Annotated in this window: 11 protein-coding genes and 1 pseudogene; all 12 read left to right on the top strand. The window is 33.6% G+C overall.

Annotated elements, in window-relative coordinates:
* Nucleotides 1-377: 377 nt before the first annotated feature.
* A pseudogene (locus tag FNW38_RS00980) lies at nt 378-751 on the top strand (transposase); the annotation flags it as partial.
* Between the two features lie 70 nt (nt 752-821).
* Entirely contained in the window at nt 822-2,051 is a 1,230-nt protein-coding gene (locus FNW38_RS00975) for a DUF4856 domain-containing protein (RefSeq protein ID WP_144064388.1), read from the top strand.
* Nucleotides 2,052-2,255: 204 nt separating this feature from the next.
* Nucleotides 2,256-3,371 carry an imelysin family protein gene (locus tag FNW38_RS00970; RefSeq protein ID WP_144064389.1) on the top strand — a complete coding sequence of 372 codons (1,116 nt, stop codon included), beginning with the start codon at nt 2,256-2,258 and terminating at the stop codon, nt 3,369-3,371.
* Between the two features lie 2 nt (nt 3,372-3,373).
* On the top strand, nt 3,374-4,741 hold the full coding sequence (locus FNW38_RS00965) for an HTTM domain-containing protein (RefSeq protein WP_144064390.1): 1,368 nt from the start codon (nt 3,374-3,376) through the stop codon (nt 4,739-4,741).
* Nucleotides 4,722-7,157 (top strand): TonB-dependent receptor domain-containing protein, encoded by a 2,436-nt coding sequence (locus tag FNW38_RS00960; protein ID WP_144064454.1) that lies wholly within the window; start codon nt 4,722-4,724, stop codon nt 7,155-7,157. Before FNW38_RS00965 ends, FNW38_RS00960 begins: the two co-directional genes overlap by 20 nt.
* Before the next feature lie 529 nt (nt 7,158-7,686).
* Nucleotides 7,687-9,375: a DUF6377 domain-containing protein gene (locus tag FNW38_RS00955; protein ID WP_144064391.1), complete on the top strand. Its 1,689-nt coding sequence runs from the start codon at nt 7,687-7,689 to the stop codon at nt 9,373-9,375.
* A 218-nt stretch (nt 9,376-9,593) separates the two neighbouring features.
* On the top strand, nt 9,594-12,617 hold the full coding sequence (locus FNW38_RS00950; RefSeq protein ID WP_144064392.1) for a SusC/RagA family TonB-linked outer membrane protein: 3,024 nt from the start codon (nt 9,594-9,596) through the stop codon (nt 12,615-12,617).
* 12 nt (nt 12,618-12,629) lie between these two features.
* Nucleotides 12,630-14,111: a RagB/SusD family nutrient uptake outer membrane protein gene (locus FNW38_RS00945; protein ID WP_143385722.1), complete on the top strand. Its 1,482-nt coding sequence runs from the start codon at nt 12,630-12,632 to the stop codon at nt 14,109-14,111.
* 11 nt (nt 14,112-14,122) lie between these two features.
* Nucleotides 14,123-15,598, top strand: a complete 1,476-nt coding sequence (locus FNW38_RS00940) for a SusE domain-containing protein (RefSeq protein WP_143385723.1) — start codon at nt 14,123-14,125, stop codon at nt 15,596-15,598.
* 64 nt (nt 15,599-15,662) lie between these two features.
* Nucleotides 15,663-17,423, top strand: a complete 1,761-nt coding sequence (locus FNW38_RS00935; RefSeq protein ID WP_185963059.1) for an endo-dextranase — start codon at nt 15,663-15,665, stop codon at nt 17,421-17,423.
* A gap of 355 nt (nt 17,424-17,778) precedes the next feature.
* Nucleotides 17,779-20,439, top strand: a complete 2,661-nt coding sequence (locus FNW38_RS00930) for an alpha-L-rhamnosidase-related protein (RefSeq protein ID WP_144064394.1) — start codon at nt 17,779-17,781, stop codon at nt 20,437-20,439.
* A gap of 171 nt (nt 20,440-20,610) precedes the next feature.
* Nucleotides 20,611-23,127: a glycoside hydrolase family 31 protein gene (locus tag FNW38_RS00925; RefSeq protein ID WP_144064395.1), complete on the top strand. Its 2,517-nt coding sequence runs from the start codon at nt 20,611-20,613 to the stop codon at nt 23,125-23,127.
* Nucleotides 23,128-23,339 lie beyond the last annotated feature (212 nt).

The raw sequence follows: 23,339 nt of genomic DNA, 5'->3' as shown, positions 1-23,339 counted from the left end.
ATCACTCGAACTGACGTTGAGGATGTCGAACTGACCCTTCGATAAAAATTTAGGGCAGGCTATTGTGGTATTGAGAAGATTTGTGTGCATAACGTTCTCGATACAATTTTATAAAAATGCTGTCGCTATTGGGTATTCCGGTCCAAACTGGGCCTATCGTCTGGACATAAGTCTAAAAATAAACACGAATTTCACGAATTGCCACGAATTCATTCGTTGAAATTAATTACACGAACAGTTTGATTCACCGAGTAAAAAAATCCATGTAAATCGGTATAATCAGTACAATCTGTGGGCTAATATTTATGCTTTATAAATGTACAAACGACGAAAATTGTATTCGAAATGATTTTAGTCCGCATTACGGATAGTCATAAAATATAAAACAACAAATGTCTAATTGGGTGCTACTTGGAGACAGAGGCTATTTGTCAGAATCAATTCAACTTATTCCAAACTGTAAATATAAAACTAGAAACACCAAAAAGAAAGAATCAAAAAAATTATAAGCCACAACCATATATCTTTAGAAAATCAAGAAAAAGAATTGAAACATTCTTCTCACAATTATGTGATCAGTTCTTAATCAGAAGAAATTATGCTAAAACTTTTGAAGGTTTTAAAACAAGAATTTTTATCAAAAATAACAGCATTAACATTGGTTCAATATGTAAGTAAATTTATTTTTGATGGACCAATAAATCAAATAATTTATTACCATCAACAGATTATTCATAATAAATCTAAATAAAACACTTGTTTTTTTATAATCTTTTTATATGTTTGCAAAAATTATTTTAATTCAATCTAAATTAACTGAAATGAACTTTAAAAAATTATCTCTTTCCGCATTACCAATTTTATTATTAGCACTTACTTCTTGTTCAAATGACGATGCTGCAGTCGAAGAAACTTTTAATTATACTGTTCCGGCAACTTACACATTCGAAAGAAACGCGGTAACTTCTGTAGATTATTCAGGGCAATCAAGTCGTTTATTAATGCTTGATGAAATGGGGAACTATTTTAAAACAGCAGCAACAAACGGAACAGTGGCTGATGATGCATTTTTGTCTGAAATGTATACAAATACGAACAACCGTTTTACAGGTACAGGTTTAAATACATCAGGGAAACAATTAAAAGATAAAACGGCTGCTTCAAAAGATTATTTTTCTCTATATCTAGGTGGTGGTTCAACTGCTGAACAAGTAAGCGTTCGTGCTTTATTTGAAACCCAATTCGATAATGCTAAAGCTGCCAGTCAAGGTGCGACTGCTGCTGCAGGCGTTGCCGGTGTTTATTTAGATGGAACAAGTAAACGATTATTGGCTTCAAATGGATTAGAGCCACAACAAGTATTGTTAAAAGGAATGATGGGTGCTTGCTTTTTGGATCAAGTGGTAAATAATTATTTAAGTGTAAACAAGCTTGATGGCGGAACCAATAAAGTTGACAATACGAACAAAGTATTATTAACTGGAAAGAGTTATACAGAAATGGAGCATAATTGGGATGAAGCTTATGGTTATATTTATGGTGCAGATAATTTAACTGTTACACCAAATGTTTTTAAATTTTGGAGCAGTTATATCAATCAAGTTAATGCCGATACTGATTTTAAAACCCTTAAAGCAGACATTGAATTGGCTTTCCGTAAAGGTAGAGCGGCAATTGTTGCCAATGATTATGCAACCCGTGATGCTCAAATTGATATTATTAAAGCAAAATTAGCAGTGATACCGGCGGTTAGAGCCGTATTTTATCTGCAAGAAGGAAAAGGTAAATTAGCAACTGATAATGGAGCAAAAGCTTTCCACGCTTTGTCAGAAGCTTACGGTTTTATTATGTCATTGCGTTATACAAATAAACCAGGAACAAACAGTCCTTATTTTACAAAAGCAGAAGTAGATACAATGTTAGCTTCTATGGTAAGCGGAACAAATGGTCTGTGGGCTATCGATACCTTGGGAGCAAAACTAGATGCTATATCAACACAAATTGCAACTAAATTTGGTTTTACAGTGGCTCAAGCAGCTACAGTAAATTAATTCAATAAAAAGCAAAGCAAGAGAAGTTAACTTCTCTTGCTTTTTGTACTTTTGCATAAATTTTTTAAGAAATGAAATGAGCATAACGTAAACTCGATGCAAACACCGACGAAGATATGCGAAACGAAGTTCAATGACACCAAAAAGATAAATAGTATCCGTCATTAATTCCATATTCCTTAAAAAAACAAATATTATCCACGTATGAAAAAGATCCTATTAATTTTAAGTCTTATTGCTCTGGTTGTGGCTTGCTCATCAAATGAAGGAGATAACAATACTGACGGGAATAATTATGATAGAACAGCACTTTTAACCAACTGGGCTGATAATATCATTGTTCCAAGTTATGTAAATTATCAAGCAAAGCTTCAAACATTGGTATCTAATACTAATACTTTTGTTGCTACCCCAACTGAAGCAAATCTTCAAACGGTTAGAAATTCTTGGCTTGAAGCCTACAAAGGGTATCAATATATATCGATGTATAATTTGGGGAAAGCCGAGGAAATCAATCTTAATATGGCTTCCAATACCTATCCAACAAGTACAATTGGTATTGAATCAAATATTTCATCCGGAAGTTACAATTTAGCATTGTTGTCTCAATTTGACAAACAAGGTTTTCCGGCATTGGATTATTTGATAAATGGTTTGAGTACAAATGATGCTTCAATTGTTGATTTTTATGCTACAAATGCAAGTGCTACAAATTACAAGCAGTATTTAACAGCTGTTGTGAGCAAACTAAAAACAAATGCTGATGCAGTTGTAACCGATTGGAATTCAGGTTTCAGAAATAGTTATGTCGCTAACAATGGGACTTCGGTAAGCAGTTCAGTAAACAAAACAACAAATTTATTTGTAAAAAATCTGGAAAAAGATATTCGTACCGGTAAATTAGGAATTCCGGCAGGGATTTTTTCAAGCGGTGTTAAATATCCGGAAAAAGTGGAGGGCTATTATAAAAATGATATTTCTAAAGAGTTGTTAAATGTTTCCATAAAAGCACAACAAGATTTTTTTAATGGAAAACATTTTAATAGTACAGCAACAGGAGAAGGCCTAAAAACGTATTTGGATTTTTTAAATGCTATTAGAAATGGTCAGCAATTAAGCGATATTATAAACAATCAATTTGCTACTATTTATACAGTAAACAATGCGCTTAACAACAGTTTTTCACAACAAATAAATACTGACAATTCAAAAATGATTGCCGCTTATGATGCTTTACAGCAAAATGTAATCTACACAAAACTAGATATGATGCAAGCATTAAACATCACGATTGATTATGTAGATGGCGATGGCGATTAATTATGAGTTTTAGTGTAACAAAATATCTAAATAAATATTCAGAGGCATCAACGCTAGCTTTTTTTAGGCTAGCGTTTGGCTTTATGATGGTTTTAAGTCTGATACGATTTGTCAGTTACGGTTGGATTGATAAATTTTATATACAACCACAGTTTCATTTTACTTATTATGGCTTTGAGTGGGTAAAACCACTTGGGAATTATACGTATTTATTATTTTTTATTTCAGGGTTGGCTGCTTTATTTGTCGCCATCGGATATAAATACAAAGTATCGATTATTATCTTTTTCCTGAGTTTTACCTACATTGAATTTATGGATAAAACCACTTACCTGAATCATTATTATTTTATTACGGTTGTGAGTTTTATACTGATATTTTTACCGGCAAATGCCTATTTTTCTATTGATGCCTATAGAAATCCTAAAATTGCCCATCAGAAAATCCCGAGTTGGACTATTGATATTTTAAAATTGTTGTTAGGGATTGTATATTTTTATGCAGGCTTGGCAAAACTCAATTCCGACTGGCTTTTTGAAGCGATGCCACTCAAAATCTGGTTGCCCAATAATTCAAATTTACCCATAATTGGTTCTTTATTAAACGAGAATTGGGTGCATTATGCTTTTAGTTGGACAGGAATGATTTACGATTTAAGTATTCCTTTTTTATTACTTTATAAAAGAACTCGATTATTCGCCTTTGTTTTAGTGGTAGTATTTCATATTCTGACTAAAATTCTTTTCCCGATTGGTGTTTTTCCGTATATAATGATTGTAAGTTCATTACTCTTTTTTGATGCCAATTTTCATAAAAAGTGTTTGCAAATTGTTTCAAAATTATTCAATTTCAGTATAACTGTCTTTGAGAACGGAAAAGAAAAAATTCAGAATTTCAATGGGATTTATAAAACTAAAATCGCTTTTTTAACTTGTTTTGTAGCTTTCCAGTTATTATTTCCTTTTCGATATGTATTGTATCCGGATGAATTATTTTGGACAGAAGAAGGATTTCGATTTTCGTGGCGCGTGATGCTTATGGAAAAAGCCGGTTACACCCAATTTATTGTTACCGATGCGAAAACGAAAGAAAATAGAATGATCAATAACAGTCATTTTTTAACTTCTTTTCAGGAAAAGCAAATGTCGTTTCAACCGGATTTTATTTTGGAATACGCACATTATTTACACGATTATTATCAAAAACAAGGCATTCAAGATCCGGAAGTTAGAGTAGAAAGCTACGTCGCTCTCAACGGAAGATTAAGCAAATTATACATTGACCCAAAAATAAATCTAGCCAAAGAAAATGAAACATTCCATCACAAAACTTGGATATTACCTTTTAACGATGAAATTAAAGGATTTTAGTTGCATTCTATTTTTATTATTTACGATAAATAGTTTCTCCCAATATAAAATTTCGGGAATAACTACATCTGACTATGGCAAAAGATTGGCTTCCGTTGAAATCTATAATAAAACTTCCGGGACTAAATATTTTTCTAACTCTAAAGGAGAATTTTCAATAGAATTAGACAAGTATGGTAATTATGAACTCGTTTTTTACAAAGAGAACTATGCTGTTTTAGAAAAAACAGTTGCAACATCCGATGAAAGTATTGTTATTATTTTAGATAAAGTCACCAATCTTTCGGAAGTGGTTATCAAGAATCAAAAAGAAAAAATATTTGCACTCAATAAATTAAAAGATATTGATGAAACTGCCATTTATGCCGGAAAAAAAACCGAAGTAATCTCATTAGACAAACTAACGGCAAACAAGGCCACCAACAATGCACGTCAGATATTTGCTCAAGTTGCAGGATTAACCATCAACGAAAGTTCCGATGGCGGTTTGCAATTAAGTATTGGTGGACGAGGATTAGATCCAAACCGAACATCCAATTTTAATACCCGTCAAAACGGTTATGACATTAGTGCAGATGTTCTCGGTTATCCTGAAAGTTATTATGCCACACCCACCGAAGCATTAGAAGAAATACAAGTAGTTCGCGGTGCAGCATCGTTACAATACGGAACGCAATTTGGTGGATTAGTTAATTTTAAATTAAAAACGCCAAGTAAAAAACCATTCGAATTTGCAACAAGAAATACCATTGGATCTTATGGTTTGTTTACCAATTTTACTTCATTAAGCGGTACAAAAGATAAATTCAGTTACTACACCTTTTATAATTACAAACAAGGAAATGGTTTTAGACCCAATTCTGAATTCGAGAGCAAAAACTATTTTGGGAATTTGAATTATCAGTTCAACGATAAAACTTCCTTGCATTTCGACTACACTTATTTTAATTATTTAGCCCAACAAGCCGGCGGATTGACTGATGTTATGTTTAACCAAAACCCAACGCAAAGCAACAGAACCCGGAACTGGTTTGCCGTAAATTGGAATTTATTTGCTTTGCGATTCAAACATAAATTTAATGCTAATGCCGATTTTTCATTGCAATTATTTGGGCTGGATGCAAGTCGAAAAGCTGTCGGATATCGTTCTAATAGAGTTTCAAATCCTGATGTTTTAGGAACGGAAAGAGATTTAATAGTAGGTAAATTTGTCAATTGGGGTGCAGAAGCACGATTTTTAAAACGCTACAAAATAAAAAACAACACCAGTGCTTTTTTAATTGGAGCCAAATATTATCAATCGAAAAATTCAGGAATTCAAGGTCCGGGAAGTTCCGGTAGTGATGCCAATTTTAATGTTGCTGATACAGAATTCCCTTTTTATGCCAACCAATCCAACTATACGTATCCGAATTTGAATGTGTCTGTTTTTGGAGAGAATATTTTTAAAATAACTTCTAATTTTTCTATAACTCCAGGTTTTAGATTTGAAAAAATAAAAACACAAGCCAAAGGTTCTTACCGAAAAATAAATCTGGATTTAGCAGGAAATGTAATACTGGACGAAACGAAGTTTGAGAATAATATAAAAGACCGAAACTTTGTTTTATTAGGCATCGGATTAAGTTATAAACCACAAAACCGAATTGAATTTTATGGAAATGTTTCACAAAATTATCGTTCAGTAACTTTCAATGACATTCGCACTGTGAGTCCAAGTCAGGTGATTGATGAAAATATTACAGACGAAAAAGGATATACTTCTGATATTGGGATTCGAGGACAAATAGGCGACAAAGTAACTTTTGATGCTAGTATTTATGGCTTGTATTATGATGATAAAATTGGTGAATATGAAACTAGAAATCCTAATGGTTCCGCTGCAATTGTAAGGTTCAGAGACAATATTGGAACTGCAGTTACTTATGGTTTTGAAACGATGTTCGATTGGAGTTTAAATAAAACATTTTTCAAACAAAACGACAACTTTGTTTGGAATGTATTCTCCAATATCGCTATTACCGATTCGGAATATCTAAAATCGGACGCGCCAAATATTCAAGGAAACAAAGTGGAATTCGTACCGCTTTACAACATAAAAACGGGAACAGGAATTGGATATAAAAACTTTATTTCGAGCATACAATTTACCTATGTTTCCTCTCAATTTACAGAAGCTAATAACAGTAAAACAGATGCAAATGACAATACGTATGGTATTTTTGGTCAAATTCCAGCCTATTATGTAGCTGATTTTTCAACCTCCTACAAATGGAAAAAATGGAAACTGGAAGCCGGAATCACCAATTTTACAAACAACAGTTATTTCACCAGAAGAGCTACCGGTTATCCAGGTCCAGGAATCATTCCGTCGGATACTCGAACTTTTTACACAACTTTAGAATTTGTGTTTTAATGTTTTATAAAATAAAATTGCGGAAGCTTACAGATAGAGATTTTAAGATAGTTATTATCGGTTAAAATATTTGACTTTATTATGTATTTATAAGGAGAAAGAAAGTTTGAATTTAAATGTTGTAGAAACCTAACGGAATACAAATCGTTAAGTTGTTGATAATTAGTAATTTATAATTTTGTTCTAAACAAGGGTTTTGCACCCATGAATGAGATAATTGTTGTTTTTTCAACTGATTAAAAAGGAGTTCTAATTATCATAGACATAAATCTAGTCACTAAGTTTTGTTAAAAACTTATATATCATATATTTACGTGTTTATTCATTCTGCTTTATTTATTTTAAACAGGATTCAGAGGATTTATAATTCCTAAAACTTTAAAAAAAAAATTAACTATATTTGATTTTATATTGGTTTATAAATAAGTGCAAAATATTTAATTTCAATGTTTTAACTGTGTGTTTTCTCTTCAAAGAATTATTTCCTATGGATTAAATAGATTTAGTTTACTGCTTAAAAAATAATAAAATGTTGATAGAATCTTATTCATTAAAAAATATAAAATTTTTAATTCTTGTTTATTTCTTATCCACTACCATTGGAATAAGTCAAGAAAAAAATATTTTTAAAAACTTAAATCAGATCATTGAAAATTCCTCAAAATATGATCAGAAAAAAAGGTTTGAAATTGATAGCGTTAGAAATATTTTAAAGAAGACTAAAAAGAGTGACTTATTGGTTCGTTATGATTTAAATGAACAAATGTATTACCAATTTAAATTCTTTAAGCGTGATTCGGCATTTTACTATGGTATTCAATCTAAAAATCTGGCACTTAAAATAAAGGATACGTCACTTATAGCTAAAGCCAATATGAATCTGGCTGATATTTGTGTTTCATCAGGAATGTATAAAGAGGCCTTGGATTTTTTAGAACCTTTAAAACGTGATGAATCTAACGGAAATTATGGAACCCTTTATTATGGAGTATTAGGCCGTTGTTATGGCGATATGGCAGAATATAGTAATATTCCCTATTTTCAAAAAGAATACATTGATTTAGCTCGAAAGTATAGAGAAAAAGCGCTTTCATTAACTAAAGAGAGTGATTTTTTTCACTTCTTTTTAAAAGCATTTAACAAGTCAAAGGACAAACGTTTAAAGGAAGCAATTGTTGAATTTAATTTGCTTTTGAAGGGGGATTATAAAGCTCACGACAAAGCTTTGGTTCACTATGTGTTAGGAGATTTATATCAACAATCAGGAAATAAGGACAAGGCCATTATTCATTTTGCAGATGCCGTGATGTCTGACATTAAGACATCTACCAAAGAATCGTTGGCAATCATAAAACTGTCTGAACTTTTATTTAAAAAAGGCGATCTTAAAAATGCTTCAATACTCATTCAAAAGGCAAATGAAGATGCCTTTTTTTATGGGGCGCAACAGCGTAAAATACAAGTTGGAGCAATTTTACCACTTATTGAACAAGAGATTCTTCAAATTGTAGAAAAGGAAAAACAACGTATTTATTGGCAATATATCATTGTAAGTTCTTTTTTGGTTCTTGCTATTTGTTTTGCTGTAATTATATACTTTCAATATCGAAAATTAAATAAAGCGAAGAAAATTATTGCTGATGCGCATCAAAATTTAAAAAGTATCAACAAGCAATTAAGAAATGTGAATGAAAAAATTAAATCGCGAAATGTAGAAATAAAGCAGGTTAATAAACAGCTTTTGGAGGCCAATAAAATTAAAGAAGAATATTTAGGATTGTTTTTTACACAGTATGATGCTGTTTTTGAAAAGTTTAATTTTTTCATGGTCACTATAAAAAAATATATAGACGAAGAAAATTATGAAAAAGCGAAACGTACTATTTCCAGTTATGATTTAAAGAGAGAAAAAGAAAAACTTCTGGAGAATTTTGATACCGCATTTATAAATCTTTTCCCAAATTTCATCAATGAATTTAATTCGCTAATGAAAGAAGAATATAAAATTAAACTTGACAAGGGGCAATTTCTTACAAAGGAGTTACGAATTTACGCATTAATTAGATTAGGAATTACACATAATGAAATTATAGCGCAAATTTTAGGCTATTCTATCAACTCCATTTATGCTTACAAAACTAAAATCCGCAATAATTCCATAATAAATAAGGATGATTTTGATCAAAAATTACTCAAAAACACGACTTTAAAGCTATAAAAAACACCTTTTTTCTATATGATGTTTGGGTTGTTTAAAATGGTAAAGTCAATTAAATCAATACTTTATATGTAAAGTTAACGTAAAATTAACTGTTTTTTTTCTATATGCTTTTTTTGAGCAGTATTCTCATTATGTTATTTATGCATTTTTGTACCGATGGTGTTCAATAAGAATAGTATCAAATGCTAATTAACTTAACTCAAAATTAATGTATTATGAAAATTACTTCATTCGATAGGACAAAATTTGCCCTATTCCTTTTAATTTTTCTTGTCACCCCATTCATTATGATGGCTCAAGACAGAAAAATTAAATTATCCGGTAAAGTTGTGGACGAAACCAACATGCCTTTACCCGGAGCGACAGTTATGCTAAAAAAATCAAGTTTAAGTGTAATTACAGATTCTACTGGAAATTTTGACCTTTTAGTTTCAGAACAAAATCCAGTTTTCATAGTGTCTTATATGGGGTATATTTCCAAAGAGGTAAAGCCAAAAGGAAATGCTTTTTTAGATATTAAACTGCAATTAGAATCAACAACGCTGAATAATGTTGTTATAATTGGCTATGGTGAGGTGAAATCGAAGGATTTAACAGGTTCGATTTCTACAATTAAATTGGCTGATTTAAGTAAACAACCTGTAGCTAATGTTGGAGATGCAATTCAGGGAAGAGCTGCAGGTGTTCAGGTAATAACTTCTGGAAAGCCTGGAGACAATCCAACTTTTAGAATAAGAGGTACAGGGACAATTGGTAATAATGATCCTTTGATTGTTGTGGATGGCATGCCATTAAATGGAGGGTTAAATCAAGTAAACATGAATGATGTGGAAAGTTTGCAAATACTTAAGGACGCTTCTTCTACAGCAATTTATGGATCAAGAGGTTCAAACGGAGTTGTCATTATTACTACTAAAAGAGGAACTCTTGGAAAGTCTTCATTATCATTTGATGTATCCACAGGAATATCTGAAGCTACTGATGTTCTTCAGGTTTTAAATGCTTCTCAATTTGCCAGTTTACATAATGATATTTTGAATAATGCTGATTTAACACCAAATCCTGATTTTCAGAATCCAGCATCTTTGGGTGTGGGAACAAACTGGGTAGACGCTTTTTTCAGAACCGGAATTCAAAATAATTATACTTTATCTTATTCAACTGGAAATGAAAAGTCAAAAGTATATACTTCTTTAAATATTTTTGATCAAAAAGGGATTATAATAAATACGGATTACAAAAGATACATTTTTCAATTCAATAGCGATACTAAAATCTCTGATAATTTAAAATTTGGAAACAGTTTAAAATTGAATCATGATATAAAATCTCAAGGAGATTATAGTATACAAAATGCATTACTTTCACTGCCAACTCAGCCTATTTATAGAGCCAACGGAAATTTCTCAGGTCCTATTGGACAAGCTATTTATTCAGGAGATGTTGATAATCCGATTGGAAAAGCTACTATAATTGATAATTCGACTAAGGGCTATAATATTCAAGGTAATTTATTTGGAGAAGTTACTTTTTTAAAAAATTTCAAATTCAAAACAATTGCAGGTGCTGAGGCTAATTTTTGGAAAAGCAGAACTTGGGCACCTACCTATAGCTGGGATACTAAAGTAGGGCAAAATGCCTTTTTGTCTGAGTCTTCAAATCAATCAATCACTTTGTTATTTGATAATACACTAACTTTTAATAAAAAGTTTGATAACGGATTAAACGTTACAGGTGTAATAGGAACTAGTGCACAGCAAAACAAATTTGAGTTTATCAGTGGATCGATCCAAAATTTCCCTAGTGAAAGTACTCAAACATTGAATAATGGAATATCTCAAAGTTCATTACATGGTAGTGGTTCTGAATGGGCTATTTTCTCCACATTTGCTAGAGCAAATTTTGATTATAAAAGCAAATATTATGCTACAGCTACTGTTCGTAGAGATGGTTCTTCTCGATTTGGAGTAGGAAATAAATACGGTACATTCCCTTCTGCTTCATTAGCTTGGAGAATTTCAAATGAAGATTTTTTTAAATCAAAAAGCGTAAACGATTTGAAATTACGTTTGGGTTATGGAATTACAGGAAATCAAGAAATCGGTAATTATTCATTTTCTTCTAACTATAATACCTATCTATATAATTTTAATGGCAGTTATGTTAGTGCGGCTGTACCAAGCGTTTTGCCTAATTCTAATGTAAAATGGGAAGCTCAAGAGCAATATAATATTGGTGTCGATGCCTCTCTCTTTAATGAGAGAGTTAATATAACCTTAGATGCTTATGTCAAAAATACTAACGATATGTTAGTGCCACAATCAGTACCAGTTACTTCTGGTTATTCCGACATCTTTGTACCTTATATTAATGCTGGAAAAATTCAAAATAAAGGTATTGAGTTAGTCATTAATACTAAGAACATTCAGAAAGATAAATTTAGCTGGAATTCTGACTTCGTTTTTTCAATAAACAGGAATAAAGTAATTGATTTAAATGGTGATGCACCATTGATTACGGGAGGTTTAGGATTAAACTATAATATATCCCGAATTCAAGAAGAGTATCCAATAAATGTGTTTTATGGATTTGTTCAAGAGGGCATTTTTCAATCTCAAGCAGCTGTAGATAATCATGCTGTACAAGTTCAAGGGACTTCATCGAGTAACAGCACTTCAGCTGGAGATGTTCGATTTAAAGATTTAAATAATGACGGTTTAATTACAGATGCAGACCGAACTTTCATTGGAAACCCTAATCCTGATTTTGCAGCTTCATTAAATAATACATTCACTTATGGTGATTTTAGTTTGAGTGTTTATCTACAAGGGGTTTATGGTAATGATGTTTTTAATGCCAATAGACTTTATAATGAAGCAATGTCAATTACCACAAATCAATCAACAGCTGTTTTAGGAAGATGGACAGGCCCAGGAACTGGCAATAGCATGCCTAGAGCCATTTATGGTGATCCAAATAATAACAATAGAGCATCCTCAAGATACATTGAAGACGGTTCGTATATGAGAATCAAAAACGTGACCCTTTCGTATAAAATCCCAACAGATTCTATGAAAAAGAAGTTTTTTGATTATGCAAAAGTTTATTTATCAGGCCAGAATTTATTGACTTTCACAAAATACAAAGGTTTTGATCCAGAGGTTTCAACTAATGGTATTGATAATAATATATATCCAGTTACAAGAATTGTATCTCTTGGTTTAAATGTTGGATTTTAAAAAATAGAAAAGATGAAATTTATAAAAAAAATAGTTTTGGTATCCGCAATTTTTGCTTGTACCCAATGTTCTAGTGACTTTTTAGATAAAGCACCATTAGACACCATTAATACTTCGAATTACCCAACTAATGCGGCAGAACTAGTAACATTAGTTAATGGTGCTTACCAACCTTTACAATGGCCTAAATTATATAATTTGAGAATGTGGACTACTGATATTATGGCAGGGAATAGTATTGTAGGAGCTGGTGGCGGAACGGATGGTATTGAGACACAAGATATGTCAAATTTTGTAACCAGTACAGATAATCAAGGTGTATTAGATATTTGGAGAGGGCCATGGCCAGGTATTTTAAGATCAAATATTGTATTAAGTGTCGCTCCTAATCTAGAGATAGATGAGACCATTAAAAACAGATCTATGGGAGAGGCTTATTTTTTAAGAGCACATTATTATTTTATTTTAGTACGTTTTTTTGGAGATTTACCTTTAATAACGACTCCACAAAATTCGGACTCAGAGTTATATCCAGCTAGAGTATCTAAAGCCTTAATTTATGAACAAATTATAGCTGATTTAGAAAAAGCTGCTGAATTATTACCTAACAAAAGTGAGTATTCAGGAAGCAATATCGGTAGAGCAAACAAAGGAGTTGCTCTTGGAGAATTGGCAGAAGTTTACCTTACCCTTGGAAATAACTGGCAAAAAGTAGTTGATTTAACCACTCAGGTTGAGGGACTAGGTTTTGGTTTGAATACGAATTATGCAGACAATTTTAATCCATCAACAGAAAATTCTAAAGAATCATTATTTGAAGTACAATATGAGAGTAATGGTGGTTACAGTTTTTGGAATAATGAAAATCAAGCTTCTTGGACAAGTCCATTTATGGGGCCAAGAGGAAGTAATTTTGTAGGAGGTGGATTTGGATGGAATCAGCCTACACAAGAGTTTGTAGATTCATATGAAACTAACGATTCTAGAAAGAATATTACTATATTTTATGATGGAGCACCTGCATTTGATGGAAAAACGTATCAAACCAGTTATTCAACAACAGGATTCAATGTTAGAAAGTTTTTAGTACCACTAAGTGTTTCTAGCTCCTACGACAATAGTCCTTTAAACTTTCCAATACTGCGTTTTTCAAATATTCTATTAATGAAAGCTGAGGCTTTGAATGAATTAGGACAAACACTCCAAGCAGAAACTCCATTGAATAAAGTTAGAAATAGAGCTGGATTATCAAATATTACAACAGGTTTAAGTCAGGCTAACTTCAGATTAGCTGTATTAAAGGAAAGAAGAATAGAATTGGCTTTTGAGGGGCAAAGATGGTTTGATTTGGTACGAGTACTCAGTGGACAATACGGGCTTGATTTCCTTCATTCCATTGGAAAAACAAATGCAACACAAAAACATTTATTGTTTCCAATTCCTCAAATAGAAAGAGATAGAAATCCAAAATTAACTCAAAATCCTGGTTATTAATAAATAGCGTTATGAAAAAAAATAATTTTATAAAAACACTTTCTATTCTTTGTGTCTTATTTATGGCACTAATGAATACTTCCTGTGAAGATTTACTGAGCGATTCTATTGTTAATAATAATGATAAATTAACGCTTAAAGTTTCAACTTCAGAATTGGTTTTGGACGAGCGAAAACCGAATGATAATCTAACTTTTAATTGGACAACGGGTACCAATTATGGAACCAGTGCTTCTATTAGTTATGTATTACAAATTGATAAGGAAGGGAATAACTTTGCTACTCCTCTGGAATATGAGATGGGGACCAATAATTTTTCGTTTTCAATCAACTCGGCCTCTTTAAATTTTATCATGCTGAATACTTTTGGTGTTCAGCCTGGGGCTGTTCAAAAATTTGAGGCAAGAATAACTGCTAAGGTAGCCAATTCAAGTGCTACAGCTCAAGTGGCAACAACAACTTTTTCAATTACACCGTATTTACCAGTTTCAAAAGAGCTGTATATGGTGGGTAGTGCCACTGCTGTCGGTTGGGATGTATCCAATGCGATACAGTTAACACCCTCAACTTCATCGCCAGGAAAATTTATTTTTCTAGGGACTTTGAGTTCTGGATCTTTTAAACTTCCCGTTAGCAGAGATGGCTGTTGGTGTCAGGATTTCTATACCAAAAGTGCATCGGCGGATAATATGATGGTACACAATATTGGAGGTAGCGGACAAGATTTACAATGGCAAATAACCCAAGGAGGACAGTATAAAATAACGGCTGATTTGTTGAATCTGACTATTACCATTGAGGCCATAACCGGACCTTCATTTACACAAATTTGGATAGTTGGTGATGCGTCTCCAAGTGGTTGGACTGTCGATTCGCCTCAGGCATTTACCCAAAGTCAGGATAATCCATCTGTATTTACTTATGAAGCCAACTTCGTGGAAGGAGATTTTAAAATTCTTGCGGGTTCTTTAGGAAACTGGTGTGGAGAATGGTTCAGACCGTTAACGAATGGACAGGCTTTATCATCAACAGATGTTGCCCAAAATTCCGGTTGTGACGTGGATAATAAATGGAAAATAACGGCAGCAGAGGTAGGTAGGTATAAAATAACATTGAATACACAAACGAATACCATCAAAATCAAAAAAGTCAATTTATATATTATAGGTGACGGTGGTCCAAATGGTTGGAATATTGCAAGCCCTGTCGCGATGAGTTATAGTAACGGTAATTTTGTCTATAACGGTCCTTTGGGCGACAGTAATGCAACAGGAGAATTTAAAATTTCAAAATTCTATGGTGATTGGTGTGATGGTGATTGGATTAATCCTGCAACAGCAAATCAATCTTTATCGAACGGAAACTATATTATTACCCATGGTTGTAATGGCCCAGATAATAAATGGAAATTACAAACAGGAGATGCCGGTTTATATCAAATTTCTATCAATCTTGATACGCAATCGATGGCTATTACGCATCAATAAAACAATTTTTAGACCGAGTCATTGTTCTAATAACTCGGTCTATTTCAAATCTAAATTTCAAACGATGAAACAAAAAAATGCAAGTATATTAAAGTCGCTATTGTTGGCTTTACTCTTCATCAATTGCGATAATAACGATAAGAGTTTTAATTATACGCCCGAACAAACTACTACAGTAACACAAGTAGTAATTAAAACCGACAAGGTAAAATATGCTCCAGGAGACGCTATTGCTTTTAGTATTGATAAGCTGTCTGAAAACAGTATAATCAGATATAAATATTTGAATACAACCCTGTCAGAACATCCTTTGACCAGTGCAAATTGGACTTGGACTCCGCCATCTGGCGATTATAAAGGTTATTTGGTTGAATTGTATAAAACGGTTGACGGAGTTGAGGTTATTGTGGGAACGGTTGCCGTGGATGTATCTTCTGACTGGACCAAATTCCCGAGATATGGTTTTTTATCTGAATTTGGTGCTATGAGCGAAAGCCAAATTGCGGCAACTATTGATAACCTCAAAAACTACCATATCAATGCTCTGCAATATTATGACTGGGGGAACAAGCACCATTCGCCGTTGAAAATGAACGGAACCAGTCCCGCGACAAATTGGTTGGACATTGCAGGCAGGCAAATGGCTTTTAGTACTGTTAAAAATTATATTGACAAAGCACATGGTATCAATATGGCATCGATGAGTTATAATTTGCTTTACGGAGCTTGGAGCGATTACAGTGCTGACGGAGTTTCAAACCAATGGTTTTTGTATAATGACCAGAATCATTCCAACATCAATAAACATGATTTGCCGGATTCTTGGCAAAGCGACATTTTGGTGACCAATCCCGGAAACACTGATTGGCAAAACTATATTTTCGAAAAAACAAATCTGATATACCAGAATCTGAATTTCGATGGCTGGCATTTGGATCAGTTGGGAGACAGAGGAAATGTATATGGTTACAACGGAAATTCAGTAGCATTGAATGAAACGTTTACTCCTTTTCTGCAAAATCTGAAAGCCAAATTTCCTAACAAAAAAAACATGCTCAATGCAGTGGCACAATATGGACAGTCGAATATTTTAAGCGCACCAGTTGATGTGGCTTACACCGAAGTTTGGGGGCCGCGTGACGGTTACAAGGATCTTGCTGAAATTATTAAAGAAAATAATACGCTTTCAGATAATAAGCTGAATACGGTACTCGCGGCATATATGGATTATGATAAGGCAAACGGGACCGGGTTTTTTAATACTCCGGGCGTGTTATTGACTGATGCGGTTATCTTTGCTTTTGGAGGTTCTCATTTGGAATTAGGAGAACATATGTTGGCAAAAGAATATTTTCCTAATAATAATTTGCAAATGGATGGGGAATTGAAAAAAACGCTTCCAAAATACTACGATTTCCTAGTTGGTTACCAAAATTTATTACGTGATGGCGGTACTTTCAATAATCCGGTTTTAATTTCAGGAGATGGAAAAGTAAGTCTGAATAGTTGGCCTCCTGTTTCCTCAAGTGTTTCTGTAGTAGGTAAAAAAGTGGGGAACAAACAAATTGTTCATCTAATTAACTTTTCTAATGCAAACAGTTTAAATTGGAGAGATACCAATGGAGAGCAAGTGGTACCAGATATAAAGAAGAATTTAACCTTGAATCTGCAAAATAATCAAACCGTTTCTAAAGTTTGGTATGCTTCACCAGATTTGGATGGAGGTGCTTCAAAAGAACTTAGTTTTAGTCAAGTTGGTAGTTATCTGGTATTCAAGATCCCATCGCTGCAATATTGGGGAATGATAGTGGTCGAATATCAATAAGATAATTCTTTGTTCTTCTTTACTGCTTGTCTTCTTCGATTAGTTGAATTGTATTCCCTTTTGTAAAAACGCCCCATTATTTAAATTTTAATTGGTTTGTAATTTGTTTAAATAAATTTGTAGATGAGGATTAGTGGATACATTTGAGAATTATCACTTCAACAATAGAAAAGAAGGAGATAGGCAGTTTTTTTATTAAACCCAGATACAGGAATAGATTTCTATTGCCGTATCTGGGTTATAAATTAACGGATGATTTGTTTTTAAATTTATCTTTATTAATTCATGCTTCAATATAAATCAGTTGGTTCATTTCAAAAAACGTTTAAAATAATACTACACATAAAAACTGCATATGAAAATAAAGATTAATTTTTTAGCGATTTCAGTGATAGCCACTGCCGCTATTGTTGTTTCCTGTAAAAGTGATTCGACCGTTTTATATAATTCCAAAAATTTTAGTGTCCATAACAATAAAGTGATACAAGGTCAAAATGTTGCCGAAGTGTTATCGCCAACATCGATTCAATCCAATTATAAGAGTGCCGAGAATGAGAATTACTCCAATTTAATTTCATTCAAATTCAGCATCAATGAAAAAGACAATGATTTGGCGCAAGGCGTGGACCGTCAAATTTTGGTTACGAATCAAAAAGTTTCGGAAGTGTATGTTTTTGGACAACAACAATCGGATAAAATAGATTCTCCAAAAGGAATTTTACCTGCGGATACCGACTTTACCTTTAAATTGGATATGAGAGCCGTTTTTCAGCAATTCAAAGAAAAAGGATTTTATCAATGTTCCGATGGTTCCAAAATTGCCCAAGCCGATTTCAAAGGCGTGTATATTGCAGGAGGCGCTTTGCCGCTTACCTGGGACTTTGTGAACTTGGAAGAACGCGGTCTTAAAATGACCGATGCCGATACTGATGGTATCTTTGAAATTACTTTAAAACTAAATCCATTAATTCCAGTCGAGGATAAAACATGGAAATTAACCCAAGATATTTCGGCTAAAACTACTTATACTTCACAACAACCTATTGTGGATGCCTTGTATAATCTTTCGTTGGAAGAAGCTAAATTGGCTATTGAACCGGACAGTACTTTCAGAACCGGGGCAAAGTGGGCCGGGGTTTGGACTAGAGACATCAGCTATAGTATTGTTTTGGCTTTTGCTTATTTGGAACCGGAAGTAGCCAAAATCAGTTTATTGAAAAAAGTCAAAAGAGACCGTATTATTCAGGATACGGGTTCCGGTGGCGCCTGGCCGGTTTCTTCGGACCGAACCACATGGGCATTAGCCGCATGGGAAGTTTATAAAACAACGGGTGATGCAGCATGGTTGAAAAAAGCCTATACGATCATTAAGAATTCGGCAGCGGATGATTACAAAACCATTCGTAATTCGCAGACCGGAATGTATTCCGGGGAGTCTTCTTTCTTGGACTGGAGAGAGCAAACCTATCCAAAATGGATGTCCAACATGGATATTTACGTGTCGCAAAATTTAGGAACTAATGTGGTGCACTTTCAAACACATCAGATTTTGTCCAAAATGGCAACCATTTTAGGAGAGCCTCATGGGCAATATGATGCCATCGCTTCGGAAATAAAGAAAGGGATAAACGAACAATTATGGATGGAAGACAAAGGATATTATGCCCAATATCTTTACGGAAGAAATTTTTTGACACCATCCAAACGTTTTGAGGCTTTGGGAGAAGCCTTGGCTGTTTTATTTGATGTTGCCGATGCAAAACAAAGTAAAATGATTTTGTCCCAAAGTCCGTTAACCGAGTACGGTGCAACTTGCATTTACCCGCAAATTCCGGGAATTCCGCCGTATCATAACAATGCGATTTGGCCTTTTGTCCAGTCGTATTGGAATTTGGCTGCAGCCAAAGTTGGAAATGAAAAAGTTTTAAACCACGGTTTGGCTTCCTTGTACAGAGCAGCTGGTTTATTCCTGACTAATTATGAAAATATGGTGGCTGATAATGGGGATTTCAAAGGGACCGAAATCAATTCAGACCGCATGCTTTGGAGTATGGCAGGGAATCTGTCTATGGTGTATCGCGTTTTTATGGGAATGGAGTTTACGGAAGAAGGTATTTTATTTCATCCGGCAATTCCAAAAGAATATAGGGGAACTAAAAAACTGGAAAACTTTAAGTACAGAAAAGCCAATTTAAGTATTATGGTTAAAGGTTATGGTAATCAAATTGCAAGTTTTACGATTGATGGTAAAAAAGCTAATACGCATTTTCTTTCTAATCGTTTAATTGGTAATCATACTATTGAAATTGTGATGAAAAATAACAATTTTAGTGGAAATATCAATCTTGTAGATAATCATTTTTCAACTAATAATCCACAAGTTAAACTGGAGAATGGAGCACTTGGTTGGAATCCAATTGAAAGAGCTGCAGCATATACTATTTATAAAAATGGTACTGTTGTTAGCACAACTATAAATGTTACATATCCTATAATAAAAGATGGTTTTGCAGAATACAAAATTAGTGCAGTGGACGAAAAGGGGTATGAAAGTTTTACTAGTGAACCAATTTTAGTATATTCTGCAGCTGCCGAACAAAAAATTGAAGTAGAAAATTTTGCAGGAAAATCGGACAAACCTTATATTAATTTTGGAGGTAGTGGTTTTGTAGAAGTTTCAAAAACCCAAAACAAGGAACTAATCTTAAAAGTTATAGTAGCCGAAAGTGGATTGTATCAAGTTGATTTTAGATATTCTAACGGCAGCGGTCCATGGAATACGGATAATAAATGTGCGATCAGGAGTTTGTATGCGAATGAGAATTATTCGGGCGTGATTGTAATGCCACAGCGTGGTATAAATGAATGGTCAGATTGGAGTTACAGCAATTCGCATAAAGTACAATTAAATAAAGGAGAGAATAGTATCAATGTTATATTTGAAGACTGGAATAACAATATGAATGTAGATGAAAATACTGCCATGCTGGATTTTTGTCGTATTATAAAATTGTAAAAACCGGATTGTTTTTTAGGATGAATTTACATTTCATTTCGTAGAAAAACAGGAGCAATAATTTCAGAATCTGCATTTTTTAAAAAGATAAATTAACAATGTGTTCCAAAAAAATATACTTGAATTAATTTACAAGGACAAAATACTTTATATTAATAATCAACTTAAATTATGAAAAAAATATCAATTTATTTACTTCTGATAAACCTATTGATTCAGGTTAATCTTAGCGCACAAAATTTAGTGAAAGAGACGCAAACGCTTGGCAATTGTTCCTCTTATAAAATAATCAATAATAAGGTAATTTTTAATTGTGAAAACAATGCAAAAGTACTGTTACAATTCTGTAGTGGTCAGGTGGTAAAAATATGGGTTTCTGCGGATGGTACTTTTAAGCGACTTAACGAATCATTTGCGGTTGTCAATGAAGATCTAGGTTGGTCAGGGAACGTCAATGTTAACGAAGAAACTTCAGCCTATGAGATTTTTACGGAACAATTGAGAATCAGGGTGAATAAATTCCCGTTTAAATTGCAGGTATTCGATGAATATCAAAAATTATTATTCAATGATTACAATGAGAAAGGATTCGTAAAGAATAACAGTCACATTTCTAGTTACAAAACATTAAAATCTGACGAGCAATTTTTTGGACTAGGAGAAAAAGCAGGGTCGCTTAACCGACGAGGTAAGAGTTATAAAATGTGGAATAGTGACCAGCCTTGTTATGGCGTTAATGAAGACCCTCTGTACAAGAGCATTCCTTTTTTTATGAGTAGCAACCACTATGGGATTTTCTTTGATAATACTTATAAGACAGAGTTTAAATTTGGCAGTGAATCAAACGATTATTATTCTTTTGAAGCACCTGCTGGAGAAATGGTTTACTATTTTATGTATGGTAATGATTACAAACAAATCATTCAAAATTATATAGCGCTTACCGGTAAACCTATTATGCCTCCAAAATGGGCTTTAGGCTTTTCACAATGCCGTGGTAATTATACACACGAAGCCCAAGCAAAAGAAATTGCAGCTGAGTTTAGAAAAAGACAAATTCCTTGTGATATTATTTACCAAGACATCGGTTGGGTTGAAGGTCTTCAGGATTTTGACTGGAAGAAAAGCAATTACGACAATCCAAAACAAATGGTAAAGGAATTGGGTGATCTTGGCTTTAAAATGGTCGTTTCACAGGATCCTGTTATTTCCCAAGTAAATAAAAAACAATGGAAAGAGGCCAATTCTAATGGGTATTTCACTACCGATATCCGTACGGGTAAGAGTTATGATATGCCGTGGCCGTGGGGAGGTAATTGCGGTGTAGTTGATTTCACAAAACCTGAGGTTGCCGACTGGTGGGGAAACTATCAGCAAAAGCCATTGAATGATGGAGTGCGTGGATTCTGGACTGATATGGGAGAACCTGCGTGGAGTAATGAAGATGCTACCGACAGGTTAAATATGAAACATAATCTTGGTATGCACAACGAAATCCATAATGTGTATGGTTTGACATGGGACAAGGTGGTCACCGAGCAATTTTACAAACACAATCCTAACAAACGCGTCTTTCAGATGACACGAGCTGCTTATGCCGGGTTGCAACGTTATACGTTTGGCTGGTCAGGCGACTCAGGGAATGGCAATAATGTATTGGAGGGATGGAGTCAATTTGCTAACCAGATACCGGTAGGACTATCTGCAGGTATGGGAATAATTCCGTTTTGGACTTCCGATATTTCGGGATATTGTGGTGACATAAAAGACTATGATGCGATGGCAGAATTATATATTCGTTGGATGCAGTTTGGCGTTTTCAACCCACTGAGTCGTGCGCATCATGAAGGAGGAAATGCTGTAGAACCATGGGTTTTTGGTCCAGAAGCCGAAAATATTACACGTGCGGCTATTCAATTAAAATATAAACTAATCCCCTATATTTATACCTATGCACGTGAAGCACATGATACTGGAATGCCATTAATGCGAGCTTTATTACTTGAATATCCTAACGATACAGAAACGTATCAATTAAATGGTCAGTTTCTTTTTGGCAGGGAATTGTTGGTGGCACCTGTTGTTGAAAAAGGAGCTATAACAAAAGAGGTGTATTTCCCTGAAGGAGAATGGATTAATTATAATGACAAAAAAACTGTTTATAAAGGAGGACAATGGATAACCGTTGATGCCCCACTAGATGTAATTCCGCTTTTTGTAAAAAAAGGATCAATTATACCAACAATGCCAGTAATGCAATACATACATGAAAAACCTTCTTACCCAGTCAGTCTTGAGGTCTTTCCTGGCGTAGCTAATAAAGAAACCTCTTTTTTGTTATATGAAGATGACGGAGAGAGTAGAGATTATGAAAGAGATATTTTTTGCAAAACAAAATTCACCGCTGTAACAAACCAATCTGGATTTACAATCAAGATTAATGCGAGAGAAGAAAAAGGTTATAAACCAGCGGGCCAACGAAATTATATAATAAAAGTGCATACTTTAAATAAACCTAAAGAGATAACCGTAAATACTTCAAAAATTAAGAAAGTTAAAACAGAAGTATTACAAAAAACTGCCGATGCAGACTTTGAAAAAATTTCTTATAGTTGGGATGATATTACAGGAATTATTTATGTAAAAATTCCAGATCATGGTGAAGAAAACGAAATTATAATTAATTAACAATGAGTTAGAGGTAAAAAAACGGGACAAAAGAAGATTTTTTCTCCTTGTCCCATAGAGTGACCCTAAAGGGAGCCGAAAATTTAGGACTTGTGTTTTATATGTATGCGATTTTCGTTTTTTTCTTTCGTATCAAGAAAGATTCAAATAGAAATTCAGGCTCAGGCAACAGAATGTATTGATCAGTTTCAATTTAAAGAAATAGGAGTTGG

Source organism: Flavobacterium gawalongense (assembly GCF_007097265.1).
Classification (GTDB): domain Bacteria; phylum Bacteroidota; class Bacteroidia; order Flavobacteriales; family Flavobacteriaceae; genus Flavobacterium; species Flavobacterium gawalongense.
The sequence above is the reverse complement of the archived record's forward strand: the minus strand, read 5'-3'. Positions and strand labels throughout refer to the sequence as shown.